At 71.5% G+C, this 20,904-nt stretch carries 18 protein-coding genes and 1 riboswitch; of the genes, 6 read left to right on the plus strand and 12 right to left on the minus strand.

The genetic code is table 11. The features are described from left to right. Positions 1–41 precede the first annotated feature (41 nt). Positions 42–842, plus strand: coding sequence for an alpha/beta fold hydrolase (locus tag JWQ92_RS04755; RefSeq protein WP_297343313.1), 801 nt, complete (start codon positions 42–44; stop codon positions 840–842). Between the two features lie 22 nt (positions 843–864). Here the strand turns inward: JWQ92_RS04755 and JWQ92_RS04760 are convergent, their stop codons facing one another. From JWQ92_RS04760 to JWQ92_RS04770, 3 genes are read right to left on the minus strand one after another with little or no spacing between them, the layout of a single operon-like run. Beyond that, positions 865–1,443, minus strand: a complete 579-nt coding sequence (locus JWQ92_RS04760; RefSeq protein ID WP_297343314.1) for an FMN-binding protein — start codon at positions 1,441–1,443, stop codon at positions 865–867. A gap of 11 nt (positions 1,444–1,454) precedes the next feature. Next, entirely contained in the window at positions 1,455–2,849 is a 1,395-nt protein-coding gene (locus JWQ92_RS04765) for a ferredoxin reductase family protein (protein WP_297343315.1), read from the minus strand. Next, positions 2,846–3,655: an FAD:protein FMN transferase gene (locus tag JWQ92_RS04770; protein WP_297343316.1), complete on the minus strand. Its 810-nt coding sequence runs from the start codon at positions 3,653–3,655 to the stop codon at positions 2,846–2,848. Before JWQ92_RS04770 ends, JWQ92_RS04765 begins: the two co-directional genes overlap by 4 nt. Before the next feature lie 256 nt (positions 3,656–3,911). Between JWQ92_RS04770 and JWQ92_RS04775 the strand changes: the two genes are divergently transcribed. From JWQ92_RS04775 to JWQ92_RS04785, 3 genes are all read left to right on the plus strand, one after another. Then, positions 3,912–4,373, plus strand: a complete 462-nt coding sequence (locus JWQ92_RS04775) for a hypothetical protein (RefSeq protein ID WP_297343317.1) — start codon at positions 3,912–3,914, stop codon at positions 4,371–4,373. A gap of 96 nt (positions 4,374–4,469) precedes the next feature. Further along, complete coding sequence (locus JWQ92_RS04780; RefSeq protein ID WP_297343318.1) at positions 4,470–5,144, plus strand: response regulator transcription factor; 675 nt, start codon at positions 4,470–4,472, stop codon at positions 5,142–5,144. 6 nt (positions 5,145–5,150) lie between these two features. Further along, on the plus strand, positions 5,151–6,506 hold the full coding sequence (locus JWQ92_RS04785) for a HAMP domain-containing sensor histidine kinase (protein ID WP_297343319.1): 1,356 nt from the start codon (positions 5,151–5,153) through the stop codon (positions 6,504–6,506). A 260-nt stretch (positions 6,507–6,766) separates the two neighbouring features. Here JWQ92_RS04785 and JWQ92_RS04790 read toward each other — a convergent pair whose 3' ends face one another. Beyond that, complete coding sequence (locus JWQ92_RS04790; RefSeq protein WP_297343320.1) at positions 6,767–7,189, minus strand: VOC family protein; 423 nt, start codon at positions 7,187–7,189, stop codon at positions 6,767–6,769. 71 nt (positions 7,190–7,260) lie between these two features. On the opposite strand from JWQ92_RS04790, the gene JWQ92_RS04795 reads away from it, so the two are divergent. Beyond that, complete coding sequence (locus tag JWQ92_RS04795; RefSeq protein WP_297343321.1) at positions 7,261–9,486, plus strand: EAL domain-containing protein; 2,226 nt, start codon at positions 7,261–7,263, stop codon at positions 9,484–9,486. Positions 9,487–9,645: 159 nt separating this feature from the next. Here the strand turns inward: JWQ92_RS04795 and JWQ92_RS04800 are convergent, their stop codons facing one another. The 8 genes from JWQ92_RS04800 to JWQ92_RS04835 all read right to left on the minus strand — a co-directional run bounded on the left by JWQ92_RS04800 (position 9,646) and on the right by JWQ92_RS04835 (position 17,743). Then, complete coding sequence (locus JWQ92_RS04800; RefSeq protein ID WP_297343322.1) at positions 9,646–10,815, minus strand: GAF domain-containing protein; 1,170 nt, start codon at positions 10,813–10,815, stop codon at positions 9,646–9,648. 17 nt (positions 10,816–10,832) lie between these two features. Next, positions 10,833–10,909, minus strand: a riboswitch (cyclic di-GMP riboswitch). Between the two features lie 179 nt (positions 10,910–11,088). Beyond that, entirely contained in the window at positions 11,089–12,303 is a 1,215-nt protein-coding gene (locus JWQ92_RS04805) for a hypothetical protein (RefSeq protein ID WP_297343323.1), read from the minus strand. Then, positions 12,300–13,490: a hypothetical protein gene (locus JWQ92_RS04810; RefSeq protein ID WP_297343324.1), complete on the minus strand. Its 1,191-nt coding sequence runs from the start codon at positions 13,488–13,490 to the stop codon at positions 12,300–12,302. The genes JWQ92_RS04805 and JWQ92_RS04810 overlap by 4 nt, the downstream gene beginning before the upstream one ends. Continuing rightward, a complete protein-coding gene (locus JWQ92_RS04815) occupies positions 13,487–14,680 on the minus strand; it encodes a hypothetical protein (protein WP_297343325.1) in 1,194 nt (397 codons plus the stop codon). The genes JWQ92_RS04810 and JWQ92_RS04815 overlap by 4 nt, the downstream gene beginning before the upstream one ends. Next, a complete protein-coding gene (locus tag JWQ92_RS04820) occupies positions 14,677–15,384 on the minus strand; it encodes a hypothetical protein (RefSeq protein WP_297343326.1) in 708 nt (235 codons plus the stop codon). Before JWQ92_RS04820 ends, JWQ92_RS04815 begins: the two co-directional genes overlap by 4 nt. An 11-nt stretch (positions 15,385–15,395) precedes the next feature. Next, a complete protein-coding gene (locus tag JWQ92_RS04825; RefSeq protein ID WP_297343327.1) occupies positions 15,396–15,746 on the minus strand; it encodes an STAS domain-containing protein in 351 nt (116 codons plus the stop codon). A 9-nt stretch (positions 15,747–15,755) separates the two neighbouring features. Next, the gene (locus tag JWQ92_RS04830) at positions 15,756–16,073 is read right to left on the minus strand and encodes an STAS domain-containing protein (RefSeq protein WP_297343328.1); all 318 of its coding nucleotides are present in this window, start codon (positions 16,071–16,073) and stop codon (positions 15,756–15,758) included. After that, entirely contained in the window at positions 16,070–17,743 is a 1,674-nt protein-coding gene (locus JWQ92_RS04835) for a SpoIIE family protein phosphatase (RefSeq protein WP_297343329.1), read from the minus strand. Before JWQ92_RS04835 ends, JWQ92_RS04830 begins: the two co-directional genes overlap by 4 nt. Before the next feature lie 127 nt (positions 17,744–17,870). On the opposite strand from JWQ92_RS04835, the gene JWQ92_RS04840 reads away from it, so the two are divergent. After that, positions 17,871–20,612, plus strand: a complete 2,742-nt coding sequence (locus JWQ92_RS04840) for an AAA family ATPase (RefSeq protein ID WP_297343330.1) — start codon at positions 17,871–17,873, stop codon at positions 20,610–20,612. Positions 20,613–20,904: the final 292 nt, after the last annotated feature.

The following is a 20,904-nucleotide window of genomic DNA, read 5'->3' on the forward strand; positions in this document are numbered from 1 at the left end:
CCCGGAATCGCCTCACCCGACCACCTCTAGGATCCGTTCCCGTGGTTGCCTACATCGACCGCCCAGGGTCCAGGATCGCCTACGCCGTGACCGGCGACCCGTCCGAGGCGCCGGGCGTGCTCGTCGCCCACTCCTTCCTCGCGAGCCGTCAGCTCGAGGACGAGATCGGCGTCTTCGACTGGTCGCCGGTCACCGGCCTCGGCCGGCGGCTCATCCGCTTCGACGCCCGCGGTCACGGCGAGTCGACCGGGGAAGCGGACGCGGACGACTACCGGTGGCCGGCGCTCGCGGACGATCTGCTGGCCGTCGCGGACACGGTGGCGACGGACGAGCATCCGCTCGATGCGATCGCCGAGTCCACGGGCTGCGGAACGCTGCTCTGGGCGGTGACCCGGGAGCCGCAGCGGTTCCGGCGGCTCGTGCTCGTGATCCCGCCGACCGTGCGCGCGGAGCGGACGGAGCAGGCCGAGCTCTACCGCGCGGCCGCCGCCCTCATCGAGCTGCGCGGGGCGGAGGCGTGGACCCGCCTCGTCGACCACTTCCCGTCGGCACCGCTGCTCGACCGGGGCGGGTGGTCCCGCGCGCGCCGGATCCCCGTCGGCCTCGAGGTGCTGCCGTCGGTGCTCAGGGGAGCCGCGTCGAGCGACCTGCCCGACGAGGAGACCCTCGCCGCGCTGCCGCATGAGACGCTCGTGCTCGCGTGGACGACCGATGCGAACCATCCGACCTCATCGGCGGAGTACCTCGCCGGCGTGCTGCCGCATGCGCGGCTGGTCGTCGCCGACGACCCCGAGCAGGTGCGCGGATGGGGTGCCCTCGCGGCCGCGCACCTCGCGGGCTGACCGGCGTCCGCGCCCGACGGGGTCAGTGGCCGAAGAGGTTCGCGTCCGCGGACGACAGGTCGGTGTTCGCCTTGGACCCGTCGGGGGACGTGTACCCGGCCTTGTCGAGCGCGGACTGCAACGAGGCCTCGTAGGCGTTGCTCGTGTAGGTCGCGCCGCTGACCGCGTCGACGGCGGCGGTCCGCTTGCTGAGGACCTCCTGGCGGAGCAGCGGGATCGCCTGCTGGCTGATCTCGGCCGACCGAGGGTCGCCGTCGTTGTAGGCGAGCACGGTGACCTCGGTGATCCTGCCCTTGGTGATCGTGACCTTGACCTGCGTGTTCCCGTAGCGGTCCGTCTCCAAGGCGCCGGTGGCGGTCGTCGAGATCGCCTTCGTCGAGCTCGAGCCGGAGCCGGCGCTCGAGCTCGCGGACGCGCTGCTCGAGGGCGACGCGGCGGCGCTCGACGAGGAGGAGGTGCTGTCCGGGGAGCTGGACGAGGCGCTGCTGTCGCTGCTCGCCGAGCTCGTGCCCGTGAGGCTGGAGACGGGGAGCGGCTTGAAGAGCAGCACGCCGGCGGTGCCGAGAACGGTCGCGGTGAGAACGATGGGTGCGCGTCGCATGACGTGGCCTCTCAGAAGACGAAGGACTCGAAGTGGATGCGGGCGTCGGGGATCCCGGCCCGGCGGCACTCGGCGGCGATCGCCGCGGTGAACGCCTCGGGTCCGCAGATGAAGACGTCGCGCTGGTGCACGTCGGGGAGTGCCTTCCGGAGGGTGGACGCGGTGATCCGCACCTGATCACGGGTGCCGAGCGCCTCCCAGAGCCGGCCGGATCGCCGCTCGACCTCGTCCGCGATCTCGTCGACGAGCACCAGGTGCTCTCGGCTGCGGGCCCTGAGCAGCACGGCGACGTCCGCATGCTCGTCCAGGTCCTGCAGGATGCTGCGCAACGGGGTCGCGCCGACACCCGCGCCGATCAGCAGCACCTTCGGGTTGACCGCGGCGTCGGCCGTGAAGCGCCCGTAGGGCCCCTCGATGAAGACGGGCGTGCCGATCGCCATCGCGGCGAGGTCGCCGCTGTGGTCGCCGAGGTTCTTGACGGTGATGCGCATGCGGTCCCGGTGCGGCACGTGGGACAGCGAGAACGGGTGGGCCTCCCACCAGGCGCCTCGGGTGAGGAAGCGCCACTGGAAGAACTGGCCGCCTGCAACCGGGAGACGGTCGAGTCGTCGCCCCTCGAGCACGACGGAGACGACGTCGTCGTTCTCCCGCACGACTGCGGCCACGCGGATCCGGTGGCGGAGCGAGCGGATCACGGGCACCGTGAAGCGCCAGTAGAGGACGGCTGCGAGCAGCCCGAGCCAGAGCGCGGTCCACCAGATCGTCGCGAGGGGATGCCCGGCGAACGAGGCGCCGTTGTCGACCTGGTGCGCGAACGCGAAGAGCAGGGCGAGGTACGTGTAGAGGTGGATGCTCCACCAGGTCTCGTACTTGAAGCGGCGGCGTGCGCGCTTGTACGAGGTGATCCCGGCGAGGAACAGCAGCAGGGTCGCGACGGTGGCGCCGAGCATCCCCTGGTACGTGAGGATGAGCTGCCAGAGCTGGGCGAGGATCCCGGTCTGCGCGAGACCCGCGTAGCCGACGGTGATCAGCACCACGTGGCCGAGCAGCAGGTAGAGGCCCCACGGGCCGAGCGTGCGATGCCAGCGGATGAGCCGGTCCTGGCCGATCGCCCGCTCCAGCGGACCGATGCGGGCCGAGAGCGCCGCGGTGACGAGCATCGCGTAGCCGGCGAGCAGCCCGGTCATGCGGCCGACGGCCGTGATCGCGCCGGGCACGGTGCTGATGCTGGAGAGCGACTGGGCCGAGACGCCGAGCGCGATCGTGATGCCGAGGCCGAGTCCCGCGAGGGCGGCGAGCACGTCGACCACGATCGGACGGCCGGGTGCGGGCATCCGTCTCGGCCGGTGACGCGGCGGCAGGGCGGTGAAGCTCATGGTGTCCGGGGCCTGTTCCGTGGTGGTCATGCCGCTCCCAGGAGACCGGCGGCGTGCGGCACCATCGTGACCGGCACACCGTGGACGGAGGTGGGGAACCCGGCGGTCGCGGTGACCCGCCCGTCGGCCCAGATCGTGTACGAGTCGTAGCCCGGGAGGCCGGCGACCCAGGCCGGGCCGGCTTCGCCGAGCGCGAAGGCCGCGGTCGAGTACGCGTCGGCGAGGCCGAGGTCGGGGCCGATCACGGTGACGGAGACCGCGACATGCACGGTGTGCCCGGTCGCCGGGTCGACGATGTGCTCGCCCCTCTCATAGGTGCCCGACGTCGCGACGGCGAGGTCGGTCCCGTGGACCGTGGTGGCGATCGCCTCGCGGTCGAAGGGGTGCTGCACGCCGACGACCCAGGTCGTGCCGGGCGCCGGCCGCCCGGCGAGCAGGACGTCCCCACCGGCGTTGATCGACCAGTCGGCGCAGCCGTGCGCCCGGAGCAGGGCGGCGGCGCGCTGGGCGGACCAGCCCTTCACGTAGGCCGAGGGGTCGAGCCCGCCGTCCCGCCAGGCGCTGAAGGCCCCACCGGACGACAGCGCCACCGCGTCGCACGCCTCGAGGACCTCGACCAGCTCGGGGGAGCGGTCGCGCTCCGCGAGCTCGCCACGGCCGGCGCGGCACACCTCGCTGTCGGGGCGGTACGGGCTGAACCGGCGGCCGACCTCGTGGAACCAGGCGACGGCGTCCCCGATCGCCGCGGCGTGGTCGCCGGACCCGCGGAGGTCGAGCGACACGACGGTGCCCATGACGGGCTCGGCGTGCACGGTGCGGCGGACGGGTTCGGTCACGTGGTCGAGTCTCACCGGAGGTCCTACTCCGCCCCGATGCGTTCCCTATGAGGCGCCGATGAGGGGCCCCCATCCTTCGAAACCTCGAATGTCCGGAATGCTCCCCGCTGCCGGCCGGATCCGCATGGCGGCGCCCGACCGCCGCCGGCGACGGGCAGCAGCGCCGGCAGCGCTCCCCACCGACGGGCGGGGACTACCCGATCGACACGCGGCGTCACCGGGGCCGACACGAAGCCGGGCGGCCGACGCTGTCGCCGTGACCACCCAGACGCGGACCGCTACCCCACCAGCACGCCAGGAGGCCCTGCCGCCTGCCACCCGGCGCACCTACGCCGTCCTCATCGGCCTCACGGCCCTCTCCATCCTTCTCCAGTCGATCACGGCGGGGAAGTTCGTGAACCAGAAGGGCGGGTCGGTGGACGCGTGGACGAACCTCCACGGCTTCATCGCCTACCCGGTGATGCTCCTCGCCCTCGCGACGGCGGCGTTCGCATACGTGCGCATGCGGAGCTCGGCGCCGCGGCTCTGGCTGTGGACGACCCTGCTCTTCGTCGCGATCGTCTGCCAGTGGCTGTCGGGGCACGCCATCACGACGTTGGGCCTGGACTGGGTGATCCCCATCCACGTCGTGCTCGCCTTCCTGATCTGGGGCCTCGCCATCGTGCTGTGCGTCCGCTCGGCGACGCTGCGCCGGGTGGCCGACTCCGTGGGGGTCTGAGCGGCCCACCTGCCGATTCCGTCCGTCCTCAGTGCCGGCTCGGCCAGAATGCGTTCGACTGCACGGGCGGTCCGGCGTGCGGAAGGGCGGTGACGGATGGCTCGGGTGCTGATCGTCGAGGACGAGCCGCGGATGCGCGTCCTGATCGAGCAGGTCCTCGCGCCCGACGGGTACGACACGGCGACCGCGGGCGACGGGATCACAGCCCTCGCCCTCGCCACCCAGAGCCCGCTGGACGCCGCCGTCATCGACGTCGGGCTCCCCGGTATGGACGGCTTCGAGCTCTGCCGTCACCTCCGCAAGCACGAGGTCAACATCGGGGTGCTGCTGCTCACGGCGCGGGGCGGGCTGACCGACCGCGTGACCGGCCTCGACTCCGGCGCGGACGACTACCTCGCGAAGCCGTTCGAGGCCGCCGAGCTCCGGGCCCGGGTCCGCGCGCTCCTTCGGCGACAGCAGCGGATGCCTGCCGTCGTGACCGTCGGTGACCTGCAGATCGACCCGCTGGCCGCTCGAGCGCGGTGCCGCGACCGCCCGCTCGCGCTCAGCATGAAGGAGTTCGCCCTCCTCCGCACCCTCGCCGTGGACGCGGGGACCGTGGTGCCGCGCAGCACCCTGCTCGCCGAGGTGTGGGGTCCGCCCGAGCAGTTCGACCCCTCCGTGGTCGACCAGTACGTGAGCTACGTGCGCAAGAAGCTCGCCGCCTCCGGCACCACCGCGGTGATCACGACGGTGCGCGGCGTCGGCTACCGGCTCGATCCGGCTGCCTGAGCGCGGATGCTCTCCTCCATCCAGGCCCGGGTCACCCTCGGCAGCGTCGCCATCGCCGCGATCGTGCTCGCACTGCTCGGCGTCGTCGTCGGCGAGCAGCTGCACCGCATCGCCGGCACGTCGATCGCCGATCTCGCGAAGGCGGAGCTGCAGCCGTACATCGCGGATCTGAGGAACCAGCCCGACGAGCAGCCCGACGTGCCGAACCGGGGCGAGCAGGTCCTCGTGATCGGCCCCGACGGCCGCACCGTCGTGGACACCGTTCCGGCCGGCCTGCTCGCCGCTGTGCGGGCGAGCAGTGGCGACGCCGCGCGCGTCCACGAGGGCGGGGTCGGCTATGTGGCCGTGGCGGCCACGGTCACGAATCCGCGCGGCACGTGGCGCCTCTGGGCGGTGCGGAGCAGCGTCGGGGCGGACCGCACGGTGAGCGCCGTCGCCCGCGTGCTGCTCCTGACCGCGCCGGTCCTGCTGCTGCTCGTGGCGCTCGGGTCGTGGCTGCTCGTCCGCGCCGCGCTCCGGCCCGTCCGGCGGCTGCGCACGGCGGCGGATCGCATCAGCAGCGCCGGAACCCCGGGCCGGCTGCCCGAGGAGCGCGGTCGTGACGAGCTCGCCGCGCTCACGGCGACGCTGAACCGGTTCCTCGACGCCCAGCAGGACGGGATAGAGCGCGAACGACGGATGGTCGCCGACGCCAGCCACGAGCTGCGCACGCCGCTCGCAGTGCTGACCACGCGTCTCGATCTCGCCGAACGCCATGTGGGAGATGCCGATGCCCTCGCCGAGGCCGTCCGTCAGGCCCGATCCGACGTCGCGGCCCTCTCGCGTCTCACCACACAGCTGCTCGAGCTGTCCCAGCTCGGCTCGCCGTCCGTCGCCGCCGCCCAGGACGGGACCGTCGGCGGGCTGCTCTCGGAGACCATGGTCGCGGTGGATCGGGCCCGCGCGCTCGCCGGCGACGAGGCGCACGTCGAGTTCGAGATCGGGGGCGACATCGACGAGGCGGCGTGGGTTCGGCTCGACCCCCTGGCCTTCGGACGGATCGTGGACAACCTCACCACGAACGCACTCCGAGCGACGAGCCGGGGATCCGTCGAGGTGCGCATCCAGCAGGAGCACGACCGCCTCGTCCTCACGGTCTCCGACACGGGGACCGGGGTGCCGGCCGACTTCCTGCCCCGGGCGTTCGACCGCTTCACCCGGGCCGCGGAGCGCCGGGCGGCCGGTGCCGAGGGGAGCGGGCTGGGGCTCGCGCTCGTCCGCGCCCTCGCCCATGCGGGCGGCGGAGACGTGACGCTCGCCAACCGTGCCGGCACCGGGGGAGCGGTGGCGACCGTGACCCTCCCGCTCACGCCGCCGCGGTGACCGCCGCCTCAGTCCGGGTGCCCCTGCGGCGGGAGCTCATCGGAGGTCGAGGGGTGGAGGGGGGCGGCGTCTCGTCCCGCCCGCCTCCGCCGGGCGTGCATCGGGACGGCGCTGCACACCAGCAGCAGCAGCAGGGCGAGGATGCCGAGCCGACGAGTTCCGGCGCAGGCCGACCGTGCCGACCGGGTCGTCGCACCGGGTCGCGCCCTCGGCGCACGACTGCAGGACGAGCGGCACACCCAGGATCGGGCCGCCGCCGGTCAGCCCTGCTCCGCGGATCCCGCGATGTTCACGAGCCAGTTCACACCGAACCGGTCGGTGAGCATGCCGAAGCTGTCGCCCCACGGGCTCGCCGCGAGCGGGATCAGGACGGTCGCGCCCTCGCTGAGGCCGTTCCAGTAGCCCTCCAGCTCCGCGCGCTCCTCGCCGCCGAGGGACACGGACACGTTGTTGCCCACGGTGAGCTCCATGCGGTCGGGGGTGTCCGAGGCCATCAGCACGTAGCCGGACGTGGTGACGAGCCGGGAATGCATCACGAGCGACTCCTCGCTCGCATCCTGGGCGGCGTGGAACTCCCCGAAGGTGCTGATCTGCAGCTCCCCGCCGAACACGCTGCGGTAGAACTCGATCGCCTCCCTGGCGGTGCCGCGGAAGTTGAGGTAGGGGTTCAGAACGGTCGACATGGTGCCTCCTGCATCGTTCGCGACATCGTGGCAGTCCCCGCCGACACGCGACAGGCTCGAGGGCACGGTGAATGATTGGGGTCGTGCAGGCGGGGGAATGGGCGACAGAGCTGCCCCACTCGGCGCTCGATGTCATGCCCATCGGGATCCTGCTCGCCGACGCCGCCGGGGTGGTCTTCTACTGCAACCCGGCGTTCACCATCACCACGGGCCATCGAGCCTCCGAGGTCCTCGGGCGCCCCTGTGCGTCGCTGATCGCATCGGACACCGATGCCGCCACATCCGGCCGGATCAGGGACTGCTTCACGGCGGGACGCCCGTTCGCCGGCACGGTCCGGCACCAGCGGAGATCCGGCGAGCCGTTCTGGAGCGATCTGACCATTGCGCCGGTGGGAGAGCCGGGTGCGGTGACGCAGTACGTCGTCCTCCAGCGCGACGCGACGGACCGGATCGACACGCAACGGCTGCTGCACGAGACCGTGCAGCAGCGGGCCACGTATCGGGTCCTGCTCGATCTCGCCCGGACCCTCGCTCAGCACACCAGCATCGCGGCTCTTCTGCAGGCCGTCGCCGACGCGGTCCCGGAACTGTGTGACGCGGATCGAGCGTCCGTCGCCGAATGGGATCCGGTGGCGAAACGCATATCGATGCTCGCGTTGACCGGGCACCACGCGTCGATGCTGGAGGAGGCCCGCGCGTTCAGCGTCACGGCGGAGGAGAGCCCCGAGCTCGAACAGGTCATCACCTTGCACCAGCCCACCCTCCTGAACGAGCGGAACGCCTCCTCGTGGGCGAAAGCGCTGCTGAAGCAATTCGGCGTGAACACGATCCTCACCATGCCGATGCCGTCGGCCGGAGAGCTGCCCGGCTTCCTGATCGCCTCCTGGGCAGAAACGGCGGGGCCCGAGCGGATCGGCCCCGACCTGGGTGCCCGACTGTCCGAGCTGTCGGCGATCGCGGCCATCGCGCTGCACAACGCCCACCTGCTGGAGCAGGTTCAGCAAGCGGCGACCAGCGATCCGCTGACCGGCCTTCCGAACCGGACGGTGTTCGAGCAGCGGCTCGCCGAAGCCCTCCAACACCGGGTGGCGGGAACCGAGGTGGGAGTCATCTTCTGCGACATCGACGAGTTCAAGCGCACCAACGACTCCCTCGGCCACCCCGCCGGTGACCGCGTCCTTCAACAGGTGGCGGCGCGCCTCAAGGCCGCACTCGAAGACGGGGACATCGTCGCCCGCGTCGGCGGGGACGAGTTCATGGTTCTTCTCCCCGAGATCCACGGTCGGGACGAGGTCGACGCCGTCGTGCGCCGCCTCGACCGCACGTTGCAGGAGCCCCTCATCGTCGACGGGAACCATCTGCGGGTCCGACTCTCGACCGGGGTCGCGATCAGCGACAGCGGGCACGCTTCCGCGGAGGTCGCCGCCGAGGAGATCATCCGAACCGCCGACGCCGGCATGTACTGGCGAAAAGGGCGTCGACGTCCCCCGACAGCGGCCGATGGTGTCGCCCCAGAGCAGCGGATCCGAGCCGACCTCGCCGATGCGACCGACCGCGATCAGATCCAGGCCTACTACCAACCTCAACTCGACCTGCAGACCGGCGTGATCGTCGCCGTCGAAGCCCTCGCCCGCTGGGCTCATCCCGACCTCGGGATCCTGGCCGCAGAGGACTTCGTCCCGCTCGCCGAGGCGACGGGTGACATCGCGGTCCTCGGCCGTCACATCCTGCGCACCAGTTGCGTGCTCGCAGCCGAGCTCCGTCGTCATCTGCCTGATCTGGGCATGTCCGTCAACGTATCCGCCCATGAACTGGCCTCGCCGGGCTTCGCCGACCACGTGATGGTCGAACTCGACGCCGCGGGCCTGCCGGCGGGCGCCTTGACCCTCGAACTCACCGAGACACGACTTCCCTCCGACGAGGCTCTCCTCTCGGCGCAGGCCTCCCACCTGCGGCGGCTCGGTGTCCACATCGCCCTCGACGACTTCGGCACCGGCTACACCGCGATCTCCCAACTGCAGACTCTGCCCATCACGGAACTCAAGATCGACCGGTCCTTCGTTCGAACAGATCCTGAAACCGGGGTCGACCTGTCCGCCGCGATCGTCGGCCTCGCCCACGGCCTCCATCTGCAGGTCGTCGCCGAAGGCGTCGAAACCTCCGAACAGCTCGCGCACCTCCGCAGCATCGGCGCCGACCGGGCCCAGGGCTTCGCCATCAGCCATCCGCTGCCCGCCCACCGGCTGCGGCGCTTCTTGGACATGAGCATGGACCGACGCCCGACCTTCTCGGGCTGAGGTCCCAGCAGCTCCGGCGACTGCCAGCTCACCTCGCCTCCCCGTCCAGGGGGTCTTGGCGAGCACTCCGAGCGCGAGCTGCCGGGCGCCACCGGCGAACGTCCGGGTCAGAAGCAGAGCGGGGGATGCGAGGCGTGCTGCTCCCCAACATCCAGCTCTTCAGCGATGGAGAGGGAGAACGGCGGACGGAGGCCGCCAGAGCTCCTCCTGAACGCCGAGAGCGAAATCGCGCAGAAGAGCGATATCGCCTTGCTCCACGTTCCGTTCGCTCGGATCGAAGACGCACAGGACTCCCACGGGGTGCCCATCGCGGCTCATCACCGGATAGCCGGCGTAGAACCCTGCGAGCCCCTCGCGAACAAGCGCGCGCTGCCGAAAGCGATCGTCATCGCGAGCATTGCCGATCAGGAGCCCGCACGGGTGGAGAAGTGCGCTGCCGCACACGGTCTCGAGCTTCGGCATGCGTGCACGGTCGAATCCGTACCGCACTGCGAAGTGCGTGTGCTCCTCGTCGACGACGCTCAGCGCCGCGTACTTCGTCCCGTAGGCGGCGCGGATGTACGAGACGTACCGGTCGAACCGTGCCGTCCACGCCCCGTCTCGCGCCCCCAGCTGCTCAACCGCGGTCTGCCTGACGGCTTCGTCGACCTTCTCATCCGTGGGCCCACATTGCTTGGGTGCGTGAAGGCGCGGCACGAGACCTTTCGCGATCGGCTTCGCCCAGGATCGATAGGTTTCCGAAGGGGTCCGCGCGTGAATCGGTCCGCGTGAATCCTCGAGGTCGATGAAATCCACGGTGCAGAAGCCGGCGGATGACGATCGGAGCCGCTGACTGAAGGCCTGAAGGCGAGAAGAGCCGGGGCTCGTGCGCAGTGGGGGAGCCGCGACGACGATGATCGGCGTCGCGGCGGTGAGGTGATCGCGCAATCGAGACACCAGCAGACGGGTCGAATCCGTGGTCGACGCGGCGACGTGGGGGAAGTCCTGGTAGTTCAGCAGGAGCACCGCCGCATCCACGCGCCGTAGGCGCTGTTCGGTCAGGGTGGGCTCAGCGCCCGGCGAGCTCAGGCTGCTGAGGCCCAGAACCTCCACGTCCACGCCGTGCTGCGTGAGTTCCGCGACCTCCCGCGCGAGCCAGCCTGCCGGTCCGAGATCGTGCGAAGCCACCCCGTGCCCCGCGACCGATTCATCACCGATGAGAAGAAGCCGGTACGGGTCGGCCCCCGAGGCATGCGCGAACGGTGGCCCGCTCGGCAAGACGGGGACGCCGGGAGCAGGAGTCAGCGTGGCGTGCAGAAGCGCGCGCACACGGGTGCGCAGTGAGGTCATCAGCGATGCCTTCTTCGTTCGGGAACCCGGCTGACCCTCTACGGGCCCCGTGGCTTTGCGTCCCCGGCTCACGCCGGGTTTGCCTTTTCGGGAATCTTCTGGAGGCCACCGCTGCCTGCGAACCTCAGGACGGACGCGATCGCGCTGACCGAAGGCTACCGAACCGGTCGGAGACCGCCGCCACCGCCGGCGGCGCGCCGCGCTCCTCGCGCCACAACCGTCAGCACCTCGCCGGGGAGCCCGACTGCTGACAGCGGGCCGCGATTCCGGGCTTCACCGGAGGTCCTCCCGCGTCCACAGCCCGACCGCGTCGGGTTGGAGCGTGCGCTCGATCGCGTCCACGAGATCCGCTCCTGCGGTGTGCGGATCGACACCGCTCCGGATGCGCTCGCCGAACGCGGTGACGACCTTCTCGGCGTCGTACTGCGCCCGGTCGAACCGGCGGTCGACGAGTCGCCGGACGAGGCGCAGCAGCGGGAGGAAGACGCCGGCCGCGGTGAGTGTCGCGAGCGCGACACCGACAGACGGGAGTCTCGGCAACAGCTGCGACAGCAGGACCACCACGCCGAAGTAGACCGCGATGATTCCGAGGCTGACGACGACGTACGCCGCGGTTCTCGAGATGATCCGGTCGATCGAGTAGAGGCCCGTGCGCAGCACGGCGAACAGGATGGAGAGCGGGATGAGGGAGTAGGTGAGGGTGCTGACGAGGTCCCAGGCCCTCGCGACGGCGCCCGCTGTTCCGGGCGTGCTGTCGTCACCGAAGAGCAGGTTCTCGAACCAGCCAGACACGAGCACGCCGACCACGATCGCGAACGCCCAGAACATCCAGCGCAGCTGCGTGCGCTCGGTCGAGCCGGCGTTCCGATAGCGCACGAACAGAGACACGAGGGAGCCGACGCCGGAGGTGCCGAGCAGCAGCAGCGCGACGAGGATCGAGGTCGACGACGGGACATGCCCCCAGCCGAGGTAGGCGGGATTCGGGAGATCTGTGGCGTCGATCCGGCGAGGAAGTACGGCGCCCAGCGCCGAGGCGACGACGATCGCCCCGATCGTGTACCCCGAGAACCAGCGCCACCGCGGGGACGGCAGCCGGCCATCGGGGAAGCGCAGGGGGAGCTGCGTGAGGAGCAGCCCGATCGGCGGGAGCCAGGCCCACACGCTCTGCCCGCCGTACCAGAGCATCCACGCAGCGACCCCCGGCGCGGAGTGCAGCGTCGCGATTCCGACCGCCGCGGTCGGACCTTGCGCGGTCGTGAGCAGCGCGATCGCGAGGAGGATCCAGCCCAGCGCCACCTGTGGTCGCTTCCAGGCCAGGACCCACCCGACCCCGATGATGCACATCGTGAAGACCGCGATCTCCGGGCTCCAGTTGATGAGCTGATCGTGCCGCGGTGTCACGACGACGAGCAGCAGGACCTCCGACCCGAGGCAGATTCCGGCCAGCACGTGGGCGAGGACCGGCAGCCCGCGTGCGCGATCGTTCATCGCGGATCCTCCCTGGTCCAGAGTCCGAGCGCGGTGGGCTGCAGCGTCTGACTGACCGCACCGAGCAGGTCGGCGCCGGCGGTGTGCGGATCGGCGCCGTTCCGGACCCGTCGGCCGAAGTGCTCGACGACGGTCTGCGCGTCGTACTGCGCCCGATCGAAGCGCCGGTCGATGACCCGCCGCACGAGTCGCAGCAGCGGGAGGAACACGGCTGCCGCGGTGAGGGTGGCGATCGCGACGCCGATCGCGGGCAGCCCGGAGAACAGGAGGGACACGAGCAGGAGCGCGCCGCCGTAGACGGCGAGCGTCCCGAGCGTGACGATCGCGTACGCCGCGGTTCTCGAGATGATTCGGTCGATCGAGTAGAGGCCCCGCCGCAGCACGGCGAAGAGGATCGCCAGCGGGATCAGCGAGTACCCGAAGCCGATCGCGTACTGCAGCGTCAGCGCGACCGGGTTCGGCAGGCCGTCGTCGCCCGAGGGGCCGATGACCGCCGCGGCGATCGAACCGAGCACGAGGATCGACGTGGCGACGGTCGCCGCCCAGAACACCCAGCGGAGCTGCGTGCGCTCGACCACACGGGCGTGCCGGTAGCGGACGACGAGGGACGCGACCGAGCCGACGAAGGCGGGCACGAGCACGGCGAAGCCGAGCAGATCGAGGACACCCGTCGCATCCCCGAAGTCGATGTACGTCGGGTTCGGCAGGCCGCGACCCACCTCCCTGCCCTGGGTCATGGCCTCGAGGCACGCGAGCGCGCCCAGGAGGATCGCCGACCGCGAGAACCAGCGCCAGCCGCTCGACGGCAACCGCCCGGTCGGGAAGCGGAGCGGCACCTGGGTGACGAGCAGGATCAGCGGAGGGAGCCAGCTCCACTGGTTGTCGCCGCCCCACCAGAGCAGCCAGGTCGCCGCAGCGGGCGCGGTGTGCGCGAGCTCGGACCCGGCGAACCCGGCGAGCCCCTGCAGCCCGAACAGCAGCGCTATCAGCAGGAGCAGCCAGCCCAGCGCCATGTCCGGTCGGCGCCAGGCCAGCAGCCAGCCGACCGTCAGCGTGATCGCGGTGAACACGAGGATCGGCAGACCCCAGGTGATCGTGTTCGCGGCCGCGCCGCTGGCGACGAGCGACAGGACGATCCCGGCGACGCTGATGACGGCGAGCGCGTGCGCGAGGAGCGGGCGCCTCATCGCCGGTCCCGCCGCACCCAGAGCCCGATGGCCGACGGCTGCAGGGTCTGCCCGACCGCCCCGATGAGATCGATCCCGGCGGTGTGCGGGTCGGCGCCGTTGCGGATGCGCTCGCCGAACGCGACGACGACCCGTTCGGCGTCGTACTGGGAGCGGTTGAAGACGCGGTCGATCAGGCGGCGGATCCAGCGAAGCGCCGGGAGGAACACGGTCGCGGCGGCGAGGGTGGCGAGCGCGACGACGACCGGGGGCGTGTGCTCCTGCGCGCCCGGGATCAGCAGCGAGATCAGGAGGACCACGAGCGCGTAGGTGCCGATCACGACGAGCGTCACGATCGCGTAGGCGGCGGTGCGGGAGATGAGGCGATCGATCTCGTACAGCCGGTACCGCAGCACCGCGATCCCGATCGCGATCGGAATCAGCGCGTACGCGAGCAGCACCCAGCTCTGGAGCCACTCGAGCTCGAACGGAAGCGGCCAGCTCAGGACCAGCGCCGCGATCGCGATCACCACGGCCCAGAGCATCCAGCGCACCTGGGCGCGTCCGAGGGCGTCCGCGTGGCGGTACCGCACGACGAGGGAGGAGATGCAGACCGCGAAGCATGCCGCGAACAGGCCGAAGAAGACGAGCTGCAGGGATGGTTCGATTCCGATCGCCTCGATGTAGACGGGGTTCGGCACTCCGGTGTCGACCGTCTTCGAGCTGGTGCCGAGGTAGAAGATCGTGAGGAGGAGCGAGACGACGGTGACGCGGGAGAACCAGCGCCAGCGCGGCGAGGGAAGCCTCCCGTCGGGGAAGCGCAGCGGCAGCTGCACGAGCAGCAGCCAGACCGGGGGCACCCAGGACCAGGAGTCGACCCTGTCCGATCCGGTGTACCACAGGATCCACTGCGCGAGGCCGGGCGCGGTCGGCCGCACCGCCTCGGCGAGCAGCCCGAGAGGTGCGACGAGGACGAACAGCGCCGGGATCGCCATCAGGATCCAGCCGATGGGGTGGTGGGCCAGCCGCAGGGCGAGCAGCCAGCCGACGGCCAGCGTCACCACGAGCAGCAGGAGGTAGGGCAGGCCATCGGAGAAGGACTCGCCGGACAGGAGCCCGCCGATGATCATGACCGTGATCGAGCCGACCGTGACCGCGGCGATCGCGTGCGCGAGCACGCGCAGCCCGACGGAATCCGCCGTGGTGCTCATGCGACGGGTGAGCTCCGCCGCGGCCGGCGCAGAGCTCGTGTCACGGTGTGCCACACGGTTCGGATGCCGGAGTTGCGCACCACGTTCCTCCAGTGCTTCCAGATCCTCCGGTCGTCGACGCACTCGGTCGTCTGGGTGATCGCCGGATGGTGGACGCCGTGAGCCGCCGCGAGATTCCGCAGGGTGCCGGCCCAGAACCGGTCCTCGCTCGGCTTGATGACGAACCAGCCCGCTTCGAAGATCGGGTCGGAGGTGCGGAGCAGGATGTCGATCCGCGCGCGGGTGCCCGCCTCCGTCTCCTCGGCCGAGAACGTGATCATGGCCGCGAACATGTGGCCCTCCGGCGTGATGAACGTGAACGACACGTCGTCCGCGTACAGCACGAGGATCCCGGTCGTGACCGGACCGGCCTCCAGCGGGGCGACGTCACCGGGCGCGATGCCGGTGAGACCGCCGTGGAACCGCGAGCCGGCCGGCCAGTAGGAGCCGAAGTGCGCCCGCCAGTCGGCCACGAGGGCCTGCGGGCTCACCGTGGGCCCGAACTCGGCGATGCTGATGCGGTGCCACAGCCGGCCGAAACCCTGCTGGGGCCCGGCGACCCGTCGACCCTCGATGTTGTAACCGATCGCCTTCACCTCGTCGGTGACGTGCAGCCGGTCGACCTTCTTCGCCCAGCTCACCGCGTCGCGCGGCTCGTCGCTCATCACGGCCTCCTTCACCGCGTCGCCACTGCGGCGGCGGTGGTGTCGAACAGTCCGATCGCCTCGTCGAGGCGCGTGAGCTCGAAGATCTGCCGGTAGTGGGTGGTCAGGCCGACGGCGGCGATGCGCTGCTGCCGGCGCTGGCCCCGGACCAGGAGGGTGACGAGCATGCCGATGCCGCCGCTGTTCATGTAGTCCATGCCCGTGAAGTCCAGGACGATGACCTTCGCACCGGTGTCGCTCGCCTCCTCGTGGGCGGCCATCAGGTCCTGCTCGCAGGCCGCTGTCACGTCGCCGGCGACCTGGATGACGGCGGCGTTCGGGGGATAGGTGTCCACGCTGAGGCGGGCTGCCGAGAGGGCCACGTCCTGCTCCTAGGCGTCCGCCGGCTGGACGATCTCGATGAAGTCGCTCAGCCGGGTGATCTCGAAGATGTGCACGTAGTGGGCCGTGAGCCCGGTCGCGTGGACGGAGGCACGACGGCTGCGGGCGCGAGCGAGCAGGCCGACGATGATGGCGATCCCGGTCGAGTTGATGTAGTCGACGTCGTCGAAGACCAGCTCGATGTCCGTCGCCGCTGAGGTGGAGGCGGCGACCTCCTCGAACGCCGTGGTGGCGTCTCGGTCGATGCGACCGGAGAGGTGGACGACGATCGTGCCGCCTCGCTCCTCGGTCGCGAAGGTCAGGCTCATGACTCGTTCCCTTCGTGCTCGGTGGTGTGCATGACGAGCCGGACGATGTGCCGGTCGCCGTCGGTGATCTCCTCGACCCGGTCCGTGAGCTCGCGGACGAGGAACAGACCCCAGCCGCGCGGGGCCTGCAGCCCGGCGAGCTTCAGGTCGATGTCCGGGATGTCGGCCTCGCTCCGACGACCCCGGCCGAAGTCCGCGACGTCGACCGTGATCGACTCGGCGGTGCGGCGCACCACGACCTCGACGTCGAGGTTCTGGTCGCCGCGGTTGCCGTGCTCGATCGCATTCATCGCCGTCTCGCTGACGGCGGTCTTCAGGTCCTCGAGCCGCCGTGCGGGGAGGGCGCCCTCGACGATCGCGGCGACCCGGTCCATCACGTCGCGCTCGCCGCCCGCGATGCTCGGCACGGCGAAGCTCACGGTGTCGTGGTAGCCGGAGGAGCGCCCCCGGTGGAGCGTGACGAGCGTGATGTCGTCCTCCTGCTCGACGCCGACGGAGAACGCGGAGAGCGACTCGATCGCCCGGTCGACGAGTTCATCGCCCGATCGGGCACCGGCCACGACCTCGCCGGTGCGACCGAACCCGAACATCTCGCCGGCCCTGTCGTGCTGCTCGGTGATGCCGTCGCTGTACAGCAGCACGATGTCGTCGGGCTCGATGACCGTCTCGACGTCGTCATAGCGGCTACCCGGCATGAGACCCAGAGGCATTCCTCGGGCCGCCAGCTGCACCACCTGACCCGCGCGGCTGATGTACGGGAGGTTGTGGCCCGCGTTCGCGAAGAGCGTGCGTCCGGTGTCCAGCTCGATCACCAGCACCTGGCATGTGACGAACATGTTCATCGGGATCTGAGGGATCAGCAGCTCGTTGACCCGCCGAAGCACCTCGCTCGGTGAGCTCGTCACCTCCGCCGCGGACCGGAGGAGCGCGGTCGTGCTCGCCATCACGAGCGCGGCCGGGATGCCCTTGTCGGTGACATCGCCGGTCACGACCATCACACGGCCGTCGGCGAGCTGGATCACGTCGTAGAAGTCGCCGCCGACGGTCCGCGCCGGGCGGTAGAACGCGGCCACGTGCCAGCCGCCCAGCTCCGGCAGCTCGGCGGGGAGGAACTGCTGCTGGACGAGCTGCGCGACGTGCAGCTCCTGCTCGATGCGCTCGCGGTCGCGGACCTCGTTCTCCTGCTGCCGCATCACCTGCCCGAGCCGGAGGGCCGGGGCTGCGTAGCGCGTGAGGCTGTCGAGCAGCCGCCGGTCGTTCCGCGTGTAGGTGCGCTCCGAGAGCCGTGGGCCGAGCGCGAGCACGCCGACGAGCTCGCCTGAGGTGATGAGCGGCACGACGACCTGGGCCCCCTGCTCCCGCAGCCGGGCGACGGCAGGTGACGTCGGCGGCAGCGTCTTGATCTCGAGGGGACCGGGGGCGTCCTGAAGGAAGGTGAGGAGGGGATCGCCCGGGTCGATGCGGACCTCGATGGTGGTCGCGCGAGAGTCGGTCGGGTTCAGCTCCGCGCGTCGTGCAGCTTTCCGCGCTGCGCGCGCCTCCTTCGCCGCCCGTCGCCGAGCCCCGCGCCGAGGTGCGGGTTCGGTGGCGACGCCAGGTGTGCGGGTCAGCACGACCGGGGGATCGGTCACGACCTTCCCGTCCTCGCGGCTCTCGACCGTGCGGGTCATCTGCGCCTCCTCGATCGCTCGATACGTCGATCCTGCGCAGGCGCCGTTCCGGGATCGTTACGAAGCCTCCCGATCTGCGATCATGCGGAACGCATCCAGAGGTCACCGGCGTTACGGAGGAGCGGTCATGGGCGATCGCACCGACCTCGTGGACCTCCGCCTCTTCGGCACGCCGCGGGTGCTCCGGGACGGTCGGCCGGTGAGCTTCGACACCCGCAAGGCCCTCGCGCTGCTCGCCGTGATCGCCGAGAGCGGTATCGATCACAGCCGCGAGTCACTCGCGGACATGCTCTGGCCGGAGCTGGACGGCACGCGGGCGCGGGCGGCGCTGCGGCGGACGCTGTCGGTGACCTCCGCGATCGGCCCGTGCCTGATCTCGACGCCCTCGACGATCGGTCTCGACCACGGGCTGCTCCAGTGCGACGTGACCGAGTTCCGGCGGCTCGCTCGCGCCAACGGGACCGCGGAGCTGACCCGTGCCGCCGACCTCGCTGTCGACGGGTTCCTCGCCGGGTTCTCCCTGCGGGACAGCGCGGTGTTCGAGGACTGGCAGCTGGCGACCGGCGACCTGCTCCGCGACGAGCTGTCCCAGCTGCTCGCGCGCTTGGTGAGCCGGGCGGTCGATGACGGCCGTCTTCCTGCCGCGCTGGGGTTCGCGCGGCGTCGGGTGCAGATCGATCCGCTGTCCGAGCCGGCCCACGCCGGCCTCATCCGCGTGCTGGCCTGGTCGGGCGACCGTCCCGGCGCGCTTGGCGCCTATCGCGCACTGGTGCGGCTGCTCGACCGCGAGCTCGGGGTCCCTCCGCTCCCGGAGACGCTGGCGCTCCATGACGACATCCGTGGCGATCGTCTCGCCGCCCCCGAGCGCGTCCCCGTCTCGCCCCGCACGCCACCGCCCGTTGCCAGGCGGATCGACGCGCTCGTCGGCAGGGACGCGGAGCTCGCCTCTCTCGACGCCGCGTGGCGGCGATTGGCGAGGACCGGGCGCGCCGTCGGCCTGGTCGGCGACCCCGGCGTCGGCAAGACCGCGCTCGTCCGCCGGCTCGCAGAGCACGGCGCGGCCGACGGCGGAGCCGTGGTCGCGATCTCGGGGCACGCGGCGGAGCGCGGGCTCGCATTCGTCGCGTCAGCGGATCTGGTGCGCAGATTACTCGCGGCACATCCCGCGCTCGCCGACCGCCTCGGCGCCGCGGGCGACCCGTTCGCCGCCCTCGCGCCGATCGTCGACCCGCAGGGCGACCAGGTCATCCGCAGCCCCGGCGACCTCCGCCGCCTCCACGAGGCGGTTCGGGACGTGCTCGCCGAGATCGGCCGCGATCAGCGCGTGCTGCTCGTCGTGGACGACGCGCAGCTGCTCGACGGCCCCTCCTCCACCCTCCTGGGCTACGTCGTCCGGCGGCTGCCCCCCGGAGTCCTCGTGCTCGCGACCTGGTCGCGCGGGAGCGGTGAGGCGGAGCTGCCCCGTGCCATCGCCGAGGTCGGCGAGGTGATCCAGGTCGAGCCGCTGGGCCTGGACTCGGTCGCCCGGCTGCTGGGACCGCGCGCCCCTGAGGCCCAGGAGGTGCTGCAGCGGACCCGGGGCCTCCCGCTGCTCGTTCGCGAGTACGCGGCCGCCGTCGGTGCGCTCGACGAGGGTCGCGGAGTGCGCGACCTCGTCGCCGCCCGGCTCGACGCGGCACCCGAACTGACCCGGCAGCTGGTGGGCGCCGCGGCCGTCATCGCGACGGTCGCCGACCCGGAGCTCCTCCGCGCGGCCTGCGGGCGGGACGAGGCGGAGACGGTCGACGCCATCGAGGACGCGATCGCCCGCGGTCTGCTCGTCGAACGCACCGATCGTCCCGGCTACGACGTGCCGCACGATCTGATGCGCGACCTCGCGCTCACCGGCCTCTCACTTGCGCGGCGCCGACTGCTGCACGGCAGGGTCGCCGACCTGCTCGCCCGCCGCGGGACCGTCGACCCGATCGCCGCGCCGGCCGGTGTGGTCGCCCGCCATCTCGCCGGTGCCGGTCGGGACGACGAGGCCGGGGCGTGGTACCTGACGGCGGCCAGGGCCTCGACCCGGTTGGCCGCCCATGCCGAAGCCCTCCAGCAGCTCGAGGCGGCGCTGGCTCTCGGCCACGCGCCGCTGGAGGTGCGGGAGGCGATGGGCACGTCGCTCGTCCGCCTCGGCCGGTACGCCGAGGCGCTCGTCGCGTTCGACCAGGCCGTCGCGCTCGCGGAGGGGGACACCGTTCGGCAGCGGGTCATCGAGCACGCGATCGCCGGGGTCCACGACCGGCTCGGCGACTGGAAGCTTTCGCGGGCCCACCTCCACTCGGCGCTCGATCTCATCCCTCCCGGCTCCCAAGATCGCCGGGCCCGGATCCTGGCCGATCTCGCGCTCGTCGAGCACCGCATGGGGCATCCGGTGGAAGCCGGCCGCCTCGCGGAGGAGGCGGCCGAGGCCGCGACGGGTGACGGCGATCGGGCCGCGCTCGCGCAGGCGATGAACGTGCTGGGTGTCATCGAGCAGGCGCACCGGCACTGGACCGTCGCGACGGACCGACTCGGCCGAGCGGTCGAGCTCGCGCGCGAGATCGGCGACCGCGACCTCGAGATCGCCGCGCTGAACAACCTCTCGCACGCGGCCTCCGCGGCCGGCGACGCGGACGCCGCGGCCCGCTACGCCCGGGAGGCGTTGGACCGGGCGGAGCAGCAGGGCGACCTCCACCGCCTCGCGGCGCTGCACTCCCACATGGCGGACCTCCTGCACGCGGCAGGGCGGGAGGAGGAGGCGCTCGCGCAGTTCCGGACCTCGGCGAGCGCGTTCGCGGAGGTGCAGGGCGCCGCGCTCCGCCCGGAGGTGTGGACGCTCACCGAGTGGTGACGGCTCCGCAGGGCCGTAACGATGTCGGAGCTATTGCTGTCGACGCCGTGCGCGTGAGCGCGGCGACGCCGGGCCTCACACCGCCATGTCTCGATTGCGGGCAGACGGCACAGTCCGTGACCGTCGCTCCGCAGTCTCGCTATCAGCACATCTTCAGCCCCAAGCCACTGTGCGCCGCATCCTGGGAGCTGGCGTGACCCCCGGTTCTGACGAACGAGTGTTGTCAAAGTGTGGTCATGTTCGGCGCCTTCGCACCGGGCGGCCTGTCGCTTGGGCAGCAGCGGGAGGGCCG

Source organism: Amnibacterium sp. (assembly GCF_025463795.1).
Taxonomy (GTDB): domain Bacteria; phylum Actinomycetota; class Actinomycetes; order Actinomycetales; family Microbacteriaceae; genus Amnibacterium.